Genomic DNA, 13,832 nt, shown 5'->3' with positions numbered 1-13,832 from the left:
CAATGCGCATCCTGACCGTTTCCGCCCTGGCGCTCGCCGCCCTGACCATGGCCGCCTGCGAGCAGAAGGCCGAGGCTCCGGCCCCGGCGCCCGCCCCGGCCGCCGAGCCCGTGCCGGACAAGGCGACCATGACCCCGGAAGAGCGTCGTCACGAGCTGCAGGTCCAGAGCGCCCAACGCCAGATCGAAGCCCAGATGCAGACCATGGAAGTCACCCCGGTCCCGGCCGACAAGTCGGATCACTGATCAGTCACGCATTCGTAACGGCGGCGTGAACCGTTTGGACTCCGCGACGTTGGGTTGCTTCCAGCAAGGAGACACAAGGTCTCCAAAAGGAAGGAAACACCATGCGTAAGATGATCCTCGCCGTCGCTGCCACTGTCGCTCTGGCCGGCGTCGCCGCCTGCGGTGAAAGCGCCGCCGACAAGACCGCCGAGAAACAGGCCGACGCCCTGGAAGCCCAGGCCGCCGCCACGCCGAACGAGCAGCAGGAGAAGAATCTGAACGCTCAGGCGGATCATATCGAGCAACAGGCCGGCAACGCCGACGGCGGCGCCACCACCGCCAACACGCCCAGCACCTCGCCGACCCAGGGCGAACAACCGGGTCACTGAGGCCTGACGGCTCCCACGACAGAGCCCCCGCCGAGCGATCGGCGGGGGCTTTTTGTCAGGGATTCCGACCGATCGACATCACGAAACTCTCACGGCGATGTGAACCGACAGGACTCCGGAGCGTTTGGGTGTCTCCATAAGGAGGAAGTTCCCATGCGTAAGCTGATTATCGCCGCCGCCGCCGTCGCCGCCCTGACCGGGGTCGCCGCCTGCCAGAAGCCGGCCGAAAAGGCCGCTGACTCGCAAGCCGACGCCATCCAGGCCCAGGGTGAAGCCAACGCCGAGAAGCTGGAAGCCGACGCCAAGACCACCGAGGCCCACGCCAACGCCGCCGCCGACCAGACGGTGGCGCAAGGCGAAGCGACCGCCGACGCCATGCGCGCCGCGGCCGATCAGACCAAGGAAAACGCGAACGCTCACGCCGACGCGGTCAAGGACGAAGCCAAGCACTGATCGCTTGAGCGTCTGAAATGACGAACCCCCCGCCGAGCGATCGGCGGGGGCTTTTTTCATGCGTATATGGCTGGCCGGCTCAGTCGACGCAGAGGGTGGGGCCCGCCTTGCCGTCCTCGACGGGGGTGTTGCAGCCGAAGCGGTCGCTGTCGGCCTGGCACTGGCCGGTGACGGCGGCGCCCGGCGCGACGCCGCTGTTGCCTTCCAGGCGGCAGTCGCCGGCGCACTGGGAGCCCGAGGTGCAGGACTTTCCGGCGTCGGCGTATTTGACGATGCACTGCTGGGTCTGCATCCGGCCCACGCGACGCAGTTCGCCGCCGCGCGCGGCGCAGGAGGCGGCGTCGGCGCTCTGACCCGGAACGCCCGGATCGGCGGGCGTCGCCACCGGGGTGCAGGCCGTCAGGGAGGCGGCGAGAGCGAGGGCGGCGATCAGGATGCGCATGGGGTCTCCAGGGAAGGCTTCAGTCCTGAAACACGCCTAGAGGCGTGATGGGTCCGTTTCGTGACACCTGATCTTCCTTCTCCCCTTACGGGAGAAGGCCTCAATACCCCTGCGCCCGCGCCAGCCGATCGGCGTGGAAGCCGGAGTCACCGAGGAGTTCGTTCAGGACCCGAACGCGCTTCATATAGAGGCCGACGTCGAACTCGTCGGTCATGCCGACGCCGCCGTGCATCTGGACCGCCTCCTGCACCGCCAGTTCGGCGACGCGGCCCGACTTGGACTTGGCGATGGAGGCCGACAGCCCCTTCTCGTCCACCCCGGCGTCGATGCGCTGCAGGGCGCCGATGGTGGCGGCGCGGGCCAGCTCGATCTCGGAGAACAGGTGGGCGGCGCGGTGCTGCAGGGCCTGGAACTCGCCGATCAGCTTGCCGAACTGTTTGCGGGTACGCAGGTATTCGAGGGTGACCTGGAAGGCCTGATCGCCCGCGCCGTTCAGCTGGGCGGCGGCGCAGGCGCGACCGAGGTTGAGCGCCTTCTGCAGCAGGGGTTCGCCCTGGTCGATGGCCCCGACCATGGCGTCGGCGTCGACCTGGACATCGGTCAGGGTAACGCGGGCGGCGTTATGGGCGTCGACCATGACGGTGCGCTCGATCTCGACGCCCGGCGTCTTCGGATCGACGAGGAAGAGGGTCAGGGTCACGTCGTCGGTCTTGGCCGCCACGATCAGGGCGTCGGCGATATGGCCGTCCAGCACGAAGCCCTTCGCGCCGTTCAGCTTGAAGCCGTTGCCCGAACGCTCTGCGCGGGCGGTCATGGCCGAGGGGCGGTGTTTGGGGCCTTCGTCGATGGCCAGCGACAGGATGGCTTCGCCCGCCGCGATCTTCGGCAGCCATTCGCCCTGCTGTTCGGCGGAGCCGCCCTCGGCCAGCAGGCTGGCGCACAGCAGGCCCGATCCCATGAAGGGCGAAGGCGTCAGAGTGCGGCCCAAGGCTTCGGCGACTACGCCCGCCTCGACGGCGCCGAGGCCGGAGCCGCCGTGTTCCTCGGGGATGATCACCCCGGCGAAGCCCATCTCGCCGAACGCCTTCCACAGGTCGCGGGAGACGCCGTCGGCGTCGTGGCTGTCGCGCAGGGCCCGCAGGTGGGCGACGGGGGCGTTCTCGCTCAGGAAGCCGTCGGCGGCCTCCTTCAGCATCGTCTGTTCTTCGGTGAGGATCAGCGGCATCCGCTCAGGCTCCGGGCAGTTGCAGCAGGTGTTTGGCGATGATGTTCAGCTGGATCTCGCTGGTCCCGCCCTCGATGGAGTTGGCCTTGGTGCGCAGCCAGTCGCGGGCCGCCGAGCCATGGCCCGAGCGCTCGCTCTCCCACTCCAGCGTATCCGAGCCGCCGGCCGTCATCAGGACCTCGTGGCGGCGCTTGTTCAGCTCCGAGCCGTAGTATTTCAGCGTGGAGGCGATGGCGGGCGAGACCTGCCGCGCCTTCACCTGATCCCCGACCCGCTCCATGGCCAGGTTGAAGGCGGCGAGGTCGACCTCCAGCTCGGCGATACGCGCGCGCAGCATGGGGTCCTCCAGACGGGCGTCGGAATCGACGCCCAGGCTGTCGGCGGCGACCAGACCCATGGGCCGGCCCGAGGCGATGGAGCCCATGGCCCCGATCATGGTCCGCTCATGCGCCAGCAGCGCCTTGGCCACGTCCCAGCCGCGGTTCAGCGTCCCGATCAGGTTCTCCTTCTCGACCCGGACGTCGTCGAAAAAGGTCTCGCAGAAGGGCGACTTGCCGGAGATGAGGGTGATGGGCTTGGTCGAGACGCCCCTGGTCGCCATGTCGAACAGGACGAAGGAGATGCCCAGATGCTTGGGCGCGTCCGGGTCGGTGCGGACGAGGCAGAAAATCCAGTCGGCCTTGTCGGCGTAGGAGGTCCAGACCTTCTGGCCGTTGACGATCCAGTGGTCGCCCTTGTCTTCGGCTCGCGTCTGGATGCCCGCGAGGTCGGAGCCGGCGCCCGGCTCGGAATAGCCCTGGCACCAGCGGATTTCCCCGCGCACGATCTCGGGCAGGAAGCGCTTCTTCTGTTCCTCGGTGCCGAACTGCAGGAGCGCCGGACCCAGCATCCAGATGCCGAAGCTGGACAGGGCCAGCTGGGCGTCGATGCGGCGCAGCTCGGAGTGCAGGACCTTGGCCTCTTCCCGGGTCAGGCCGCCGCCGCCGTATTCCTTCGGCCATTCCGGGGCGGTCCAGCCCCTGGCCCCCATTCGCTCCATCCAGAGCTTGTGGGCCGGGGTCTTGAAGGTGGGGTTGCGGCCGCCCCAGACGCGGTCTTCCTCGCCGCCCTGCGGGCCCCGGACTTCGGCCGGGCAGTTCGCCTCCAGCCAGGCGCGGGTCTCCGCGCGGAAGGTTTCCAGATCGGTCATGTCATCTCCCGGGCCTGCGTGTTTTCCGCCTTCGCCCGTGACCTGTCTAACAGGATTTCGCAATGACGCAGCGTCAGGGTTTGTCGAGAATCTGTTCGAGCTCGGCGATTTCGGCGTGGTTGCGGGCGACCATCCGGTCGCAGAAGGCGATCAGCCGGGGACTCTTCAGACTGGCGTTTCCGCAGCGGGTCACGGCGTGGGAGTGGTGGCTGATCATCGCCCCGGCGAAGTCGCTCTCGCTGACGCCGATCTGGGTGCGAGCCCCGACGAAGGCCCCGACGAAGACCAGGGCGAAGGCGACGCTGAGGCCGTAGTTCATCTTCCGGCTGGGAAACATCTCGCCGAGCAGGAACAGCAGCAGCATGCCGATCGGCGCCACGGCCATCAGGGCCAGATAGATGTGGTCGGCGCTGATGTGAATATGCTCGGCCCGCGCGGTCAGGGCGTGACCGACGCCCAGCATCACGATCAGGGCGCCGAACAGGACGATGGCCAGCCGCATATAGGGTCGCTCCCGCATCATCACCGTCCCCCTTCCGGAAGCGAAGATTCGCGCGATTCCGGAAGCTGGGCCAGACAGGATCAGCGGTCCGAACGTCGCAGTTGGGGATGATCCGGAACCGATCGTTAACCGGCGCGGCGCAACCTCCGTCCCTGAACGGCCATTCAGAGGCCAGAGGACGATCCGATGTCGAGCATCATGACCTCGAGCACGCGCCGCACCCGCGACCATTTCGAGCCCCAGGACAGCGATCCCAGCGAGGTGCGCAAGCTGCGCGGCCTGATGGAGCAGATCGACTACACGGCCTTCATCTCCAACCGCGAGGTGATCGGTTCGGCCCTGTCGGTGATCGACCCGTCGACCTTCCAGCGGCTGGCCGTGACGGTGGCCACGGCCCGGACGAAGTGGGTGTCGGAAGCCCTGCGCCTGTCGGAATCCGGCTCGCCGGTGACGCCGGACCAGACCGCCCGCCTGACCGCCCACCGCAGCGCCTATGAGGAGCTGGCCGAGGCCTATGAGGGCCTGCGCCGGATGGTCGAGCGGGGCTACATCACCCTGCGCTGAGGCGCGGGGCTTTCACTCAATCCAACGGCTGGGGCCGCGTCGAGATCGGGGCGTCGGGATCGTTTGTCTGCGGGCGAGCGGCTGTCGGCGGCGGCGCAGCCGGAGCCACGACGATCGGCGCCACCACGATCTGTGGCGGCGGAGCGGCCGGGGTCTGAGCCGGAGTCCGGGTCAGGGCCTGAGCCGGAACCTGGGCGGCCGGACGAGTCGAGGACGCGGCGGCCGGCCGGGTCTGGGTCGGAGGAGTCCGGGCCGGAGCGGCCGTCGCCGGACGGGCTGTGGCTGAAGCGGGCGTCCCGACCGGCGCGGTCACAGCGGGCGCAGCCGGTTCGGGCGTAACGACAGGCGCGGCCACGGGCGCCGTTGGCGCGGAAGCCGTCGGAGTGGGAGCCGCTTCGGTGAAGGAGGCGGACGGCGCCGGGGCGGGCGCGACCGTTGACTGCGGCCGCAGGAACCAGATGGCGGCGGCGACAGCGGCGATCACAACGACGCCCGCACCGACGTAGAGCGGCAGACGGCTGGAGCCGGTCCTAGCGGTGGCGCGCGTGAGGGCCGGAGCAGGGGCGATGGCCGCTTCCGGAATGGCGGCGAACGGCTCGGGCAACGGATCGAAGGGGGCGACCGGCGGCGCGGCGACCTCAGGCAGGGGACGCACGGTAGTATCGGGCCAGGGGGGCGTTGGAGGAGCGGGCGGCTGCGGCGCAGGGCGTCCGGCCGCGAGCGCCTGACGCGCGGGATGTTCGGGCGGGCTCTGGACAGATTGCGGCCGGGCGGCGGCGACCGGAGGCGTGGCGGGACGGGCGATCGGCGGCAAGGATCCCGTGGCCGCATCCGGCCGGGCGCGGGGGATCAGGGAGCCGCTGTAGATGCTCCCCTGCCCGGTCGCCGCCGGACGCGCCACCGCCGCAGCAGGCGCGGGACGGACCGGAATCGGAGAGACCGGGGGAACCGGCGGAAGAGGCGCCAGCGGTTGGGCCTTGGGTAGGGGCCCGGTGCGGAACACCTGGGACGGCATCCGGCCCCACTGCACCTGCCGCCGCGAGAAACCTGCCGCATCCGATGAAGACGGGGCGTCCGGGCGAGGCGCGTTTTCCGGGGTCTTGTCGGACATGGATGCTCCGGTCGCGCGGGAACGGCCCGGCGCTGACGATGACACTGAAACGCGACGATGGGGTTGCAGTTCGGCCCTTTCGTGGCCCCAACCTTAAGACGCGTTCAGCCGCCGGCCGCCCCGGCGCGGGTCAGTTCTTCAGCCGATAGCCCGTCTTGAAGATCCAGCCGACGATGACCAGACAGACCGCGAGGAAGCCGAGGGTGGCCAGCACGCTGTAGCCGACGCCCACGTCCCCGGCCCCGTAGAAGGTCCAGCGGAAGCCCGAGATCAGATAGACCACCGGGTTGAACAGGGTGATGGTCCGCCAGGCCGGGGGCAGCATGTCGATCGAATAGAACGAGCCGCCCAGGAAGGTCAGGGGCGTGACGATCAGCATCGGGATCATCTGCAGCTGTTCGAAGCCGTTGGCCCAGACGCCGATGATGAAGCCGAACAGGCTGAAGGTCACCGAGATCAGCACCAGCATGGCGAACATGGCGAAGGGGTGCAGGATGTGCAGCGGCACGAACAGGGACGCCGTGGCCAGGATAATCAGCCCCAGCACCGCCGACTTGGTCGCCGCCGCCCCGACATAGGCGATGACGATCTCCATCGAACTGACCGGCGCCGACAGGATCTCGTAGATCGTGCCTGTGAACTTCGGGAAGTAGATGCCGAAGGAGGCGTTGAAGATCGACTGGGTGAACAGGCTGAGCATGATCAGGCCCGGCACGATGAAGGCGCCGTAGGGCACGCCGTCGACCGAGTTCATATGGCCGCCGATGGCCGAGCCGAAGACGACGAAATACAGCGCCGTGGTGATCACAGGGGTGACCACCGACTGCCACAGGGTGCGCAGGGCCCGCGCCATCTCGAAACGATAGATGGCCCAGACGCCGTAAGCGTTGAAGGTCATGCGGCTTCTCCTTTGTCGCGGTGAACAAGGGAGACGAAGATGTCTTCCAGCGAGCTCTGCTTGGTGTTCAGGTCCTTGAAGCCGACGCCCAGCTTTTCCAGCGCCCGGATCAGCGACGGGACCCCGGTGTCGTCGGCATTGGCGTCGAAGCTGTATTCCAGCTCATGGCCCTCGTTCTTGAGCTCGGGCTTCCACTGCGCCAGTTCGGCGGGGACGGCGGTCATGGGCTCGGCGAGGTTCAGCGTCAGGGTCTTCTTGCCCAGCTTCTTCATCAGGGCCTTCGTCTCCTCGACGAGGATCAGCTCGCCCTTGAGGATGACGCCCACCCGGTCGGCCATCTCCTCGGCCTCCTCGATATAGTGGGTGGTCAGGATGATGGTCACGCCGCGGTCGCGCAGCTTCCTGACTAGCTGCCACATGTCGCGGCGCAGCTCGACATCGACGCCGGCCGTGGGCTCGTCGAGGAAGAGGATGTCAGGCTCGTGGCTCAGGGCCTTGGCGATCATGACCCGGCGCTTCATGCCGCCCGAGAGGGTCATGATCTTGGCGTCCTTCTTGTCCCACAGGCTCAGGTCGCGCAGCACCTGTTCGACGAAGGCCGGGTTCGGCGCCTTGCCGAACAGACCCCGCGAGAAGGTGACGGTGGCCAGCACCGTTTCGAAGGCGTCGGTCGTCAGCTCCTGCGGCACCAGGCCGATGCGCGAACGGGCCTGACGGTACTGACTCTGGATGTCGAAGCCGTCGGCGACGACCGTGCCGGTCGAGGGGGTGACGATGCCGCAGACAATGGAGATCAGGGTGGTCTTACCCGCCCCGTTCGGGCCCAGCAGGGCGAAGATCTCGCCCTTGCCGATGCTCAGATCCACCGTCTTCAGGGCCTGGAGGCCGGATTTATAGGTCTTGGACAGGCCCGCGATGGTGATCACGGGGGCCGCTTTCGGCGGCGTATTGGTCGTCAAGGTCATGCAGGATCCCCGCGCGCCGACGCTGCGGCCGCGCGGGGAATATGGCGACGTTCTTCAGACCCTCAAGGCGCCGGGCGGGGCTGCTGACACAATTCGGCGTCGGGTCGCCCGATTCAGGCGGGCGTCGCGTCGCGCCAGTCGAAGGTCAGGGTCTCGCGGTGACCGAAGCGCTGCAGGTGTTCGGCGACGACTGTCTTGAACCGTTCCATGTCGACGTGGGGCGTGCCCTTGAGCGTCACCTCCAGCGCCCGATCGTCAGCCGCCAGTTCGCAACGGCCGAGCGGCAGGTCGATGGTCGCCTGCGTCGGGGTGAAGCTGACCTCGAACTTGTGGCCCCAGTGCTTGGCCAGCTGTTGCAGATAGCGGCTGGCGTGGGCGGTCTCGGTGCGAGCCTCGGAGATGGGTGTGGCGTCGGCCATGGGGGTCTTCCTTCTGTCGTGCCTCGGATATAGTCAGTTGCGAACAATTCGCAAGATATATCTTCTTGTGTCGTGAGCATGGCCGCATCGCGACGGGAACCGCGCTCGTAGCTGATGGTTGTCACCGCACCCGTGGAGCCTGCCCCGATGTCCCTTCGATCCCTCGCCGTCGCCGCCTCGGCCGCGCTGGCGCTTTCGGCGGGGCTCAGCGCCTGCGCCACGGCCCCGTCTCCCAGCCAGTACCGCGCGCCTCAGCCGGCCAGGGCCGTCGACGCGAGCCGGCTCTATTCCGGTCGCTGGCTGGAGATTGGCCGGCTGCCGATGCGGCTGACCGACGGCTGCGTGGCGGGTACGACCAGCTACACCCTGACCGGCCCGACCGCCCTGACCCTGCGCGACACCTGTCAGGACAAGATTCCGACCGGCAAGGAAAAGGCCATCGGCGCACGGGCGACCATTCTCGACCCCGGGACCAACGCCAAATTCCGCGCCCGCTATTTCGGCGGTCTGGTGACCTGGGAGTTCTGGATCCTCGATCACGCCGACGACTACAGCTGGTTCATTTCCGCCGATCCGACCTTCGACCGGCTGTGGATCTACACCCGCACGATCCCGTCGCGGGCGGAGCTGGCGCGGCTTGTCGAACGTGTTCGCGAGCTGGGCTATGATCCGGCCCGGCTCGAGTTTCCCGCACCGCTTCCGAACTGAGGTCCGCCCATGTCCCGATCGCTTCTCGCCGTCTGCGCCGCCGCCCTGATGCTCGCCTCCTGCGGCGGGCAGGAGACACTGGATCCCTCCGTCGGCTTCGGCCCCTCCCCCACCCTGCCCAAGCCGCATTCGGCCCTGTTCCCCACGGTGAAGGTGGCCCCGGCCGTCGGCTGGCCCGCCGGCGCCATGCCGACACCGGCCGCCGGACTGAGGGTTCAGCCCTTCGCCACGGGCCTGAACCATCCGCGCTGGCTCTATCGCCTGCCCAACGGCGACATCCTGGTCGCCGAGACCAATGCGCCGCCCAAACCGCCCGAGGTGAAGTCGGAAGGCATCAAGGGCTTCTTCGAAAAGCTGTTCATGAAGAAGGCGGGGGCCCGGGCGCCGAGCCCCAACCGCATCACCCTGCTGCGCGACGCCGACGGCGACGGGACGGCGGAGCTGAAGACCGTTTTCCTGTCAGGATTGATGTCGCCGTTCGGCATGGCCCTGGTCGGCGACCAACTCTACATCGCCAACGCCGACGCCGTGGTCAGTGTCCCCTATCAGACCGGCCAGACACAGATCACCGCGGCGCCGGTCAAGCTGACCGACCTGCCGGCCGGCCGGAACCACCACTGGACCAAGAGCCTCGTCGCCAGCCCCGACGGGACGAAGCTCTATGTCGGGGTGGGCTCCAACTCCAACGTCGCCGACTTCGGCATGGCCGAAGAGGTCAACCGCGCCGCCATCCTGGAGATCGACCGGGCGACGGGCGCCAGCCGCGTCTATGCCTCCGGTATTCGCAATCCGGTCGGCCTCGCCTGGAACCCCGAAAGCGGCAAGCTGTGGGTCTCGGTCAATGAGCGTGACGAGATCGGCAATGATCTGGTCCCCGACTATATGACCTCGGTCACGCCCGGCGCCTTCTACGGCTGGCCGTACAGCTACTACGGTCAGAACGTCGATGAGCGGGTCAAGCCGCAGAACCCGGCCCTGGTGGCCAGCGCGATCAAGCCCGACTATGCCCTTGGGGCTCATACGGGCTCGCTGGGCCTGACCTTCTCCGACAGCACCACCCTGCCCGCAGCCTTCCGGAACGGCGCCTTCGTGGGCCAGCACGGTTCATGGAACCGCGCCGCGCCCAATGGCTACAAGGTCATCTTCGTGACCTTCGCCAATGGCGTCCCGACCGGCATGCCGCGCGACGTCCTGACCGGCTTCCTCAACAGCGAAGGCGAGGCGCAAGGGCGGCCCGTGGGCGTCCAGACCGACCGGACCGGCGCCCTTCTGGTCGCGGACGACGTTGGCAATGCCGTGTGGCGGGTATCCGCGGCGAACTAGGCTCAGCCCGCGACCACACAGCAAAAGGCCCCGGCGGATCGATCCGTCGGGGCCTCTTCACGCAGGTCCGCAAACTCAAGCACGGACCCGGGGCGCAAACCTTAGTTCACGGGCTGAACCACGATGACCGGGGCCGGGGCCGGAGCCGGGGTGGGAGCCGGGATCGAAGGGGTCACGATCCCCGGGGCCGGGGTGGTCGCGTTCAACGACGACGTAGCGCCGCTATAGGGTTGCGGGCCGGTGGGAACCGGGGTCTCGACGCGGGGCGCCGGACTTGCGGCCGGACGGGGGGCTGAGCGGACCGGCGCCGCTTCACGACGGGCGACCGGAGCGGGCGCGGTCTCACGAACGACCGGAGCGGGCGTGGCCTGGACCGGAACCGCGGCGACCGGAGCCGGGGCGACCGGTGTCGGCTGGACCATGGGTGTCGGGGCCGGAGCGGGTTCGGCGAGGGGTTGGGCGGGTTCGCCGCCGCTGGTCATCAGCATCGCCGCGCCGCCGCCGATCAGGGCGACCGCCGCGATGGGGGCCAGGATCATCCAGGCGCGCACCTTCTTCTGCTTCGCCGGACGGCGCGCAAAGGACGGCACATAGACATTTTCCGAAGTCGGGGCGACGGTATCGTCAGTATAGGTGACGGACATTGTATCCTCCAAAAGTTCGGAGAAAGAACATCCGCCACCGATCCGGGTTCCGCCAAATCGTCAGCGCCCAGAAGAAACACCGTTGCCGCCACAATCGTGACGATAACCGCGCGCCACGGCGCCGCTTGCCTTATAGTAAGGCTTCAAGACCTCAGAAGCTGGTGACTTCAGAGACCGACAGGACCGAATTCTTGGTCTCGCCCGAGGTATAGGTGCCGACCCAGATCTCGTAGCGGCCGTTCTGGGGCGTCAGGGTCAGGGAGGGGTTGGAATCCTCGCCGCTGTCATCGTCGCAGTGCCAGCTGCCGTCCGGCGCATTGACCACCAGGGTGGTGTCGGCGTTGGACACGACCGAGATCTTGATCGGCGAACCGCCCTTGGTCGAACCGCTCCACATCAGTCGCACGTCGGGGGCCTGGGCGATGAAGCCCTGGCAGCTGTCGAACCGGGTCGAGGCGTCGATCGAACCACCCGCCTGAAGCGACACCAGGGCCGGATCGGGCGTGAAGCCGGCCTGCAGGTCCAGGTTTCCGTAGGTGGTGTCGGCGTCGAAATCCTGGGCGAAGGCCGGGGCGGCGACGGCGGCGGCCAGGGCGAACAGACCGGCGGCGATGGAAAGGCGGCGCATATCGAAAATCTCCCCCCGCCGGGAATTCATTCGGACGATCCGACGACCGGCGTTGTGCGATTTAACGTCGCGCTTGGTCCGGGATCAAGCCGACGAAAACTGACGTCCGTTCAATCCTGTCGAAAGGTGAAACTTGACCGTGCGTTACCGGCGCAACGGCGCCACGGACCGCCCAAAACCTCACGGAGCATCGTTCTGAATTCGCCCGCGAGTTGACCCGGGCGGGCGGGTTGTCCATCAGGAGAACACAAGGCGCATACGGAGTGACGGCAATCATGGGTCTCGCAGCGAATATCAGGCGCGACCTCAAATTCGCCAACGGCCTGCGGCGGCTGCTCAAGCGGATCAAGCCGATCGAGCTGGACAGTTCGGTCCTGCTCTGTGACGACTTCGAAGAGGCCGTCGACAAGTTCGGCGACAACATCGCGGTCGAGGACGAGACCCGCAAGGTCACCTATCGCGAGCTGGACGCCCTGGCCAACCGCTTCGGGGCCTGGGCCCGCAGCCGCAACCTGCGCCGTTCTGACGTCGTCGGCCTGGTGATGCACAACCGCATCGAATACCTCGCGGCCTGGATCGGCTTCTCCAAGGTCGGCATCGCCACCGCACTGATCAACACCAACCTGACCGGCCAGGCGCTCGCCCACTGCCTGAACATCGTCAATGTGGCCCAGGTGGTCGCGGACGAGAGCACCTGGAAACAGGTCGAGGAGGCTCGCCCCTTCGCCACGCGCAGCCTGATGCTGTGGGTCGTGGGCCTGAAGCCCGAGGACGAGGCCGACGCCCGCCGCAACCTGGACAACGCCGTGCGCAGCGCCTCCTCGGTGCGGCCGCCGAAGTCGGTGCGCGAGGGCCTGACCAACCGCGACACCGCCCTCTACATCTACACCTCCGGCACCACCGGCCTGCCCAAGGCGGCGCGCATCCCCCATTCGCGCGCCCGGACCTATATGCGGGCCTTCGCCGGCTGCACCAATTCCACGCCCCAGGACGCCATCTATGACGTCCTGCCGCTGTACCATTCGACCGGCGGCCTGGTCGGCATCGGCCCGGCCCTGCTGAACGGCGGACGGCTGATCCTCAGGAAGCGCTTCTCGGCCACCAACTTCTGGGCCGACGTCCGCGCCACCAGGGCGACGATGTTCGTCTATATCGGCGAGCTGTGCCGCTATCTGGTCAACTGCCCGCCGGGCGAGGACGACCGCGCCCACAAGCTGAGGCTGGCCTTCGGCAACGGCCTGCGCCCCGACGTCTGGCCCGAGTTCCAGAGCCGGTTCAGGATCCCCGACATCCTCGAATTCTACGGCTCGACCGAGGGCAACGTCTCCCTGTTCAATTTCGACGGCAAACAGGGCGCCATCGGCCGCGTGCCCAGGATGCTGAAAAAGCAGATCAACATCCGTCTGGTCCGCTTTGACGTCGATTCCAACGAGCCGGTGCGCGGCGCCAACGGCCTGTGCGAGGAGGCCCGTCCGGGCGAGATCGGCGAGGCCATCGGCGCCATCGGCAACGATGTCCGCCACGACTTCTCCGGCTATGCCGACAAGGCCGCGTCCGAAAAGAAGATCCTGACCGACGTCTTCGCCCGCGGCGACAAATGGTTCCGCACCGGCGACCTGATGCGTCAGGACAGCGAAGGCTACCTCTATTTCATCGACCGGATCGGCGACACCTTCCGCTGGAAGGGCGAGAACGTCTCCACCTCCGAGGTCGAGCAGCGCCTGGCCGAGGCGCCGGGCGTCAGGGAAGTCATCGCCTATGGCGTTCCCGTGCCATTCACCGAGGGCAAGGCCGGGATGGTCACCCTGATCCTGGACGAGAAATTCTCCGCCAAGGCCTTCGCGGACTATGCCGACGAACAGCTGCCCTCCTATGCGCGGCCTGTCTTCATCCGTATCGCCAAGTCGCTGGAAACCACGGGCACGTTCAAATACCGCAAGGTCGATCTGGTGAACGAAGGCTTCGATCCGGCCAGGGTCGACGGCCCGATCTATGTCCGCGGCGGCAAGTCCGGCTATCAGAAGCTGACCCCGGCGATCCTGGCAGCCATCATCAGCGGCGAAAACCGGCTCTGAGAACATCGGGCGGCAAATCGCAACCGCCCCTTAATCATTAACGGCGATGGTCCCGATCTCTCCTCGCGGACTC

17 protein-coding genes are annotated in these 13,832 nt (G+C 67.5%); 7 read left to right on the top strand and 10 right to left on the bottom strand.

All coding sequences use genetic code 11. From position 1 onward, the window contains the following. The first annotated feature begins 2 nt into the window (after positions 1-2). From AC1ROD_RS03320 to AC1ROD_RS03310, 3 genes are all read left to right on the top strand, one after another. Positions 3-245 (top strand): hypothetical protein, encoded by a 243-nt coding sequence (locus AC1ROD_RS03320; protein ID WP_492946830.1) that lies wholly within the window; start codon positions 3-5, stop codon positions 243-245. Between the two features lie 101 nt (positions 246-346). Next, on the top strand, positions 347-613 hold the full coding sequence (locus tag AC1ROD_RS03315; RefSeq protein ID WP_492946829.1) for a hypothetical protein: 267 nt from the start codon (positions 347-349) through the stop codon (positions 611-613). 153 nt (positions 614-766) lie between these two features. Further along, entirely contained in the window at positions 767-1,066 is a 300-nt protein-coding gene (locus AC1ROD_RS03310; protein ID WP_492946828.1) for a hypothetical protein, read from the top strand. Between the two features lie 79 nt (positions 1,067-1,145). On the opposite strand, the gene AC1ROD_RS03305 is transcribed toward AC1ROD_RS03310, so the two are convergent. The 4 genes from AC1ROD_RS03305 to AC1ROD_RS03290 all read right to left on the bottom strand — a co-directional run bounded on the left by AC1ROD_RS03305 (position 1,146) and on the right by AC1ROD_RS03290 (position 4,445). Further along, positions 1,146-1,508, bottom strand: a complete 363-nt coding sequence (locus AC1ROD_RS03305; protein WP_492946827.1) for a hypothetical protein — start codon at positions 1,506-1,508, stop codon at positions 1,146-1,148. Positions 1,509-1,608: 100 nt separating this feature from the next. Then, complete coding sequence (locus AC1ROD_RS03300; RefSeq protein ID WP_492946826.1) at positions 1,609-2,733, bottom strand: acyl-CoA dehydrogenase family protein; 1,125 nt, start codon at positions 2,731-2,733, stop codon at positions 1,609-1,611. A 4-nt stretch (positions 2,734-2,737) separates the two neighbouring features. Beyond that, complete coding sequence (locus AC1ROD_RS03295) at positions 2,738-3,922, bottom strand: acyl-CoA dehydrogenase family protein (protein WP_492946825.1); 1,185 nt, start codon at positions 3,920-3,922, stop codon at positions 2,738-2,740. Between the two features lie 73 nt (positions 3,923-3,995). Continuing rightward, complete coding sequence (locus AC1ROD_RS03290) at positions 3,996-4,445, bottom strand: hypothetical protein (RefSeq protein WP_492946824.1); 450 nt, start codon at positions 4,443-4,445, stop codon at positions 3,996-3,998. Between the two features lie 165 nt (positions 4,446-4,610). Between AC1ROD_RS03290 and AC1ROD_RS03285 the strand changes: the two genes are divergently transcribed. Then, on the top strand, positions 4,611-4,988 hold the full coding sequence (locus AC1ROD_RS03285) for a hypothetical protein (protein WP_207868789.1): 378 nt from the start codon (positions 4,611-4,613) through the stop codon (positions 4,986-4,988). 16 nt (positions 4,989-5,004) lie between these two features. On the opposite strand, the gene AC1ROD_RS03280 is transcribed toward AC1ROD_RS03285, so the two are convergent. The 4 genes from AC1ROD_RS03280 to AC1ROD_RS03265 form a co-directional block, all read right to left on the bottom strand. Then, the gene (locus tag AC1ROD_RS03280) at positions 5,005-6,099 is read right to left on the bottom strand and encodes a hypothetical protein (RefSeq protein ID WP_492946823.1); all 1,095 of its coding nucleotides are present in this window, start codon (positions 6,097-6,099) and stop codon (positions 5,005-5,007) included. A gap of 130 nt (positions 6,100-6,229) precedes the next feature. Continuing rightward, a complete protein-coding gene (locus tag AC1ROD_RS03275; protein WP_492946822.1) occupies positions 6,230-6,997 on the bottom strand; it encodes an ABC transporter permease in 768 nt (255 codons plus the stop codon). Beyond that, positions 6,994-7,962, bottom strand: coding sequence for an ATP-binding cassette domain-containing protein (locus AC1ROD_RS03270; protein ID WP_492946821.1), 969 nt, complete (start codon positions 7,960-7,962; stop codon positions 6,994-6,996). Before AC1ROD_RS03270 ends, AC1ROD_RS03275 begins: the two co-directional genes overlap by 4 nt. Positions 7,963-8,075: 113 nt before the next feature. Further along, the gene (locus AC1ROD_RS03265) at positions 8,076-8,381 is read right to left on the bottom strand and encodes a DUF2218 domain-containing protein (RefSeq protein WP_492946820.1); all 306 of its coding nucleotides are present in this window, start codon (positions 8,379-8,381) and stop codon (positions 8,076-8,078) included. 147 nt (positions 8,382-8,528) lie between these two features. Here AC1ROD_RS03265 and AC1ROD_RS03260 point away from each other — a divergent pair, with 147 nt between their 5' ends. Both AC1ROD_RS03260 and AC1ROD_RS03255 read left to right on the top strand, forming a co-directional pair. Continuing rightward, positions 8,529-9,089, top strand: a complete 561-nt coding sequence (locus tag AC1ROD_RS03260) for a lipocalin family protein (protein ID WP_492946819.1) — start codon at positions 8,529-8,531, stop codon at positions 9,087-9,089. Positions 9,090-9,098: 9 nt separating this feature from the next. Beyond that, on the top strand, positions 9,099-10,412 hold the full coding sequence (locus AC1ROD_RS03255) for a PQQ-dependent sugar dehydrogenase (RefSeq protein ID WP_492946818.1): 1,314 nt from the start codon (positions 9,099-9,101) through the stop codon (positions 10,410-10,412). A 101-nt stretch (positions 10,413-10,513) separates the two neighbouring features. Here the strand turns inward: AC1ROD_RS03255 and AC1ROD_RS03250 are convergent, their stop codons facing one another. Beyond that, positions 10,514-11,056 (bottom strand): hypothetical protein, encoded by a 543-nt coding sequence (locus AC1ROD_RS03250; RefSeq protein ID WP_492946817.1) that lies wholly within the window; start codon positions 11,054-11,056, stop codon positions 10,514-10,516. A 151-nt stretch (positions 11,057-11,207) separates the two neighbouring features. Further along, positions 11,208-11,684: a peptidase S1 gene (locus AC1ROD_RS03245; protein ID WP_492946816.1), complete on the bottom strand. Its 477-nt coding sequence runs from the start codon at positions 11,682-11,684 to the stop codon at positions 11,208-11,210. A 275-nt stretch (positions 11,685-11,959) separates the two neighbouring features. Here AC1ROD_RS03245 and AC1ROD_RS03240 point away from each other — a divergent pair, with 275 nt between their 5' ends. After that, on the top strand, positions 11,960-13,759 hold the full coding sequence (locus AC1ROD_RS03240) for a long-chain-acyl-CoA synthetase (RefSeq protein WP_492946815.1): 1,800 nt from the start codon (positions 11,960-11,962) through the stop codon (positions 13,757-13,759). Positions 13,760-13,832: the final 73 nt, after the last annotated feature.

The organism is Brevundimonas sp. GW821-FHT12E07 (assembly GCF_058807035.1).
The sequence above is the reverse complement of the archived record's forward strand: the minus strand, read 5'-3'. Positions and strand labels throughout refer to the sequence as shown.

Bases quoted from the DNA above. Each gene is read 5' to 3' on its own strand.
- AC1ROD_RS03320 (WP_492946830.1), top strand. From the start codon at position 3: ATGCGCATCCTGACCGTTTCCGCCCTGGCGCTCGCCGCCCTGACCATG.
- AC1ROD_RS03315 (WP_492946829.1), top strand. From the start codon at position 347: ATGCGTAAGATGATCCTCGCCGTCGCTGCCACTGTCGCTCTGGCCGGC.
- AC1ROD_RS03310 (WP_492946828.1), top strand. From the start codon at position 767: ATGCGTAAGCTGATTATCGCCGCCGCCGCCGTCGCCGCCCTGACCGGG.
- AC1ROD_RS03305 (WP_492946827.1), bottom strand. From the start codon at position 1,508: ATGCGCATCCTGATCGCCGCCCTCGCTCTCGCCGCCTCCCTGACGGCC.
- AC1ROD_RS03300 (WP_492946826.1), bottom strand. From the start codon at position 2,733: ATGCCGCTGATCCTCACCGAAGAACAGACGATGCTGAAGGAGGCCGCC.
- AC1ROD_RS03295 (WP_492946825.1), bottom strand. From the start codon at position 3,922: ATGACCGATCTGGAAACCTTCCGCGCGGAGACCCGCGCCTGGCTGGAG.
- AC1ROD_RS03290 (WP_492946824.1), bottom strand. From the start codon at position 4,445: ATGATGCGGGAGCGACCCTATATGCGGCTGGCCATCGTCCTGTTCGGC.
- AC1ROD_RS03285 (WP_207868789.1), top strand. From the start codon at position 4,611: ATGTCGAGCATCATGACCTCGAGCACGCGCCGCACCCGCGACCATTTC.
- AC1ROD_RS03280 (WP_492946823.1), bottom strand. From the start codon at position 6,099: ATGTCCGACAAGACCCCGGAAAACGCGCCTCGCCCGGACGCCCCGTCT.
- AC1ROD_RS03275 (WP_492946822.1), bottom strand. From the start codon at position 6,997: ATGACCTTCAACGCTTACGGCGTCTGGGCCATCTATCGTTTCGAGATG.
- AC1ROD_RS03270 (WP_492946821.1), bottom strand. From the start codon at position 7,962: ATGACCTTGACGACCAATACGCCGCCGAAAGCGGCCCCCGTGATCACC.
- AC1ROD_RS03265 (WP_492946820.1), bottom strand. From the start codon at position 8,381: ATGGCCGACGCCACACCCATCTCCGAGGCTCGCACCGAGACCGCCCAC.
- AC1ROD_RS03260 (WP_492946819.1), top strand. From the start codon at position 8,529: ATGTCCCTTCGATCCCTCGCCGTCGCCGCCTCGGCCGCGCTGGCGCTT.
- AC1ROD_RS03255 (WP_492946818.1), top strand. From the start codon at position 9,099: ATGTCCCGATCGCTTCTCGCCGTCTGCGCCGCCGCCCTGATGCTCGCC.
- AC1ROD_RS03250 (WP_492946817.1), bottom strand. From the start codon at position 11,056: ATGTCCGTCACCTATACTGACGATACCGTCGCCCCGACTTCGGAAAAT.
- AC1ROD_RS03245 (WP_492946816.1), bottom strand. From the start codon at position 11,684: ATGCGCCGCCTTTCCATCGCCGCCGGTCTGTTCGCCCTGGCCGCCGCC.
- AC1ROD_RS03240 (WP_492946815.1), top strand. From the start codon at position 11,960: ATGGGTCTCGCAGCGAATATCAGGCGCGACCTCAAATTCGCCAACGGC.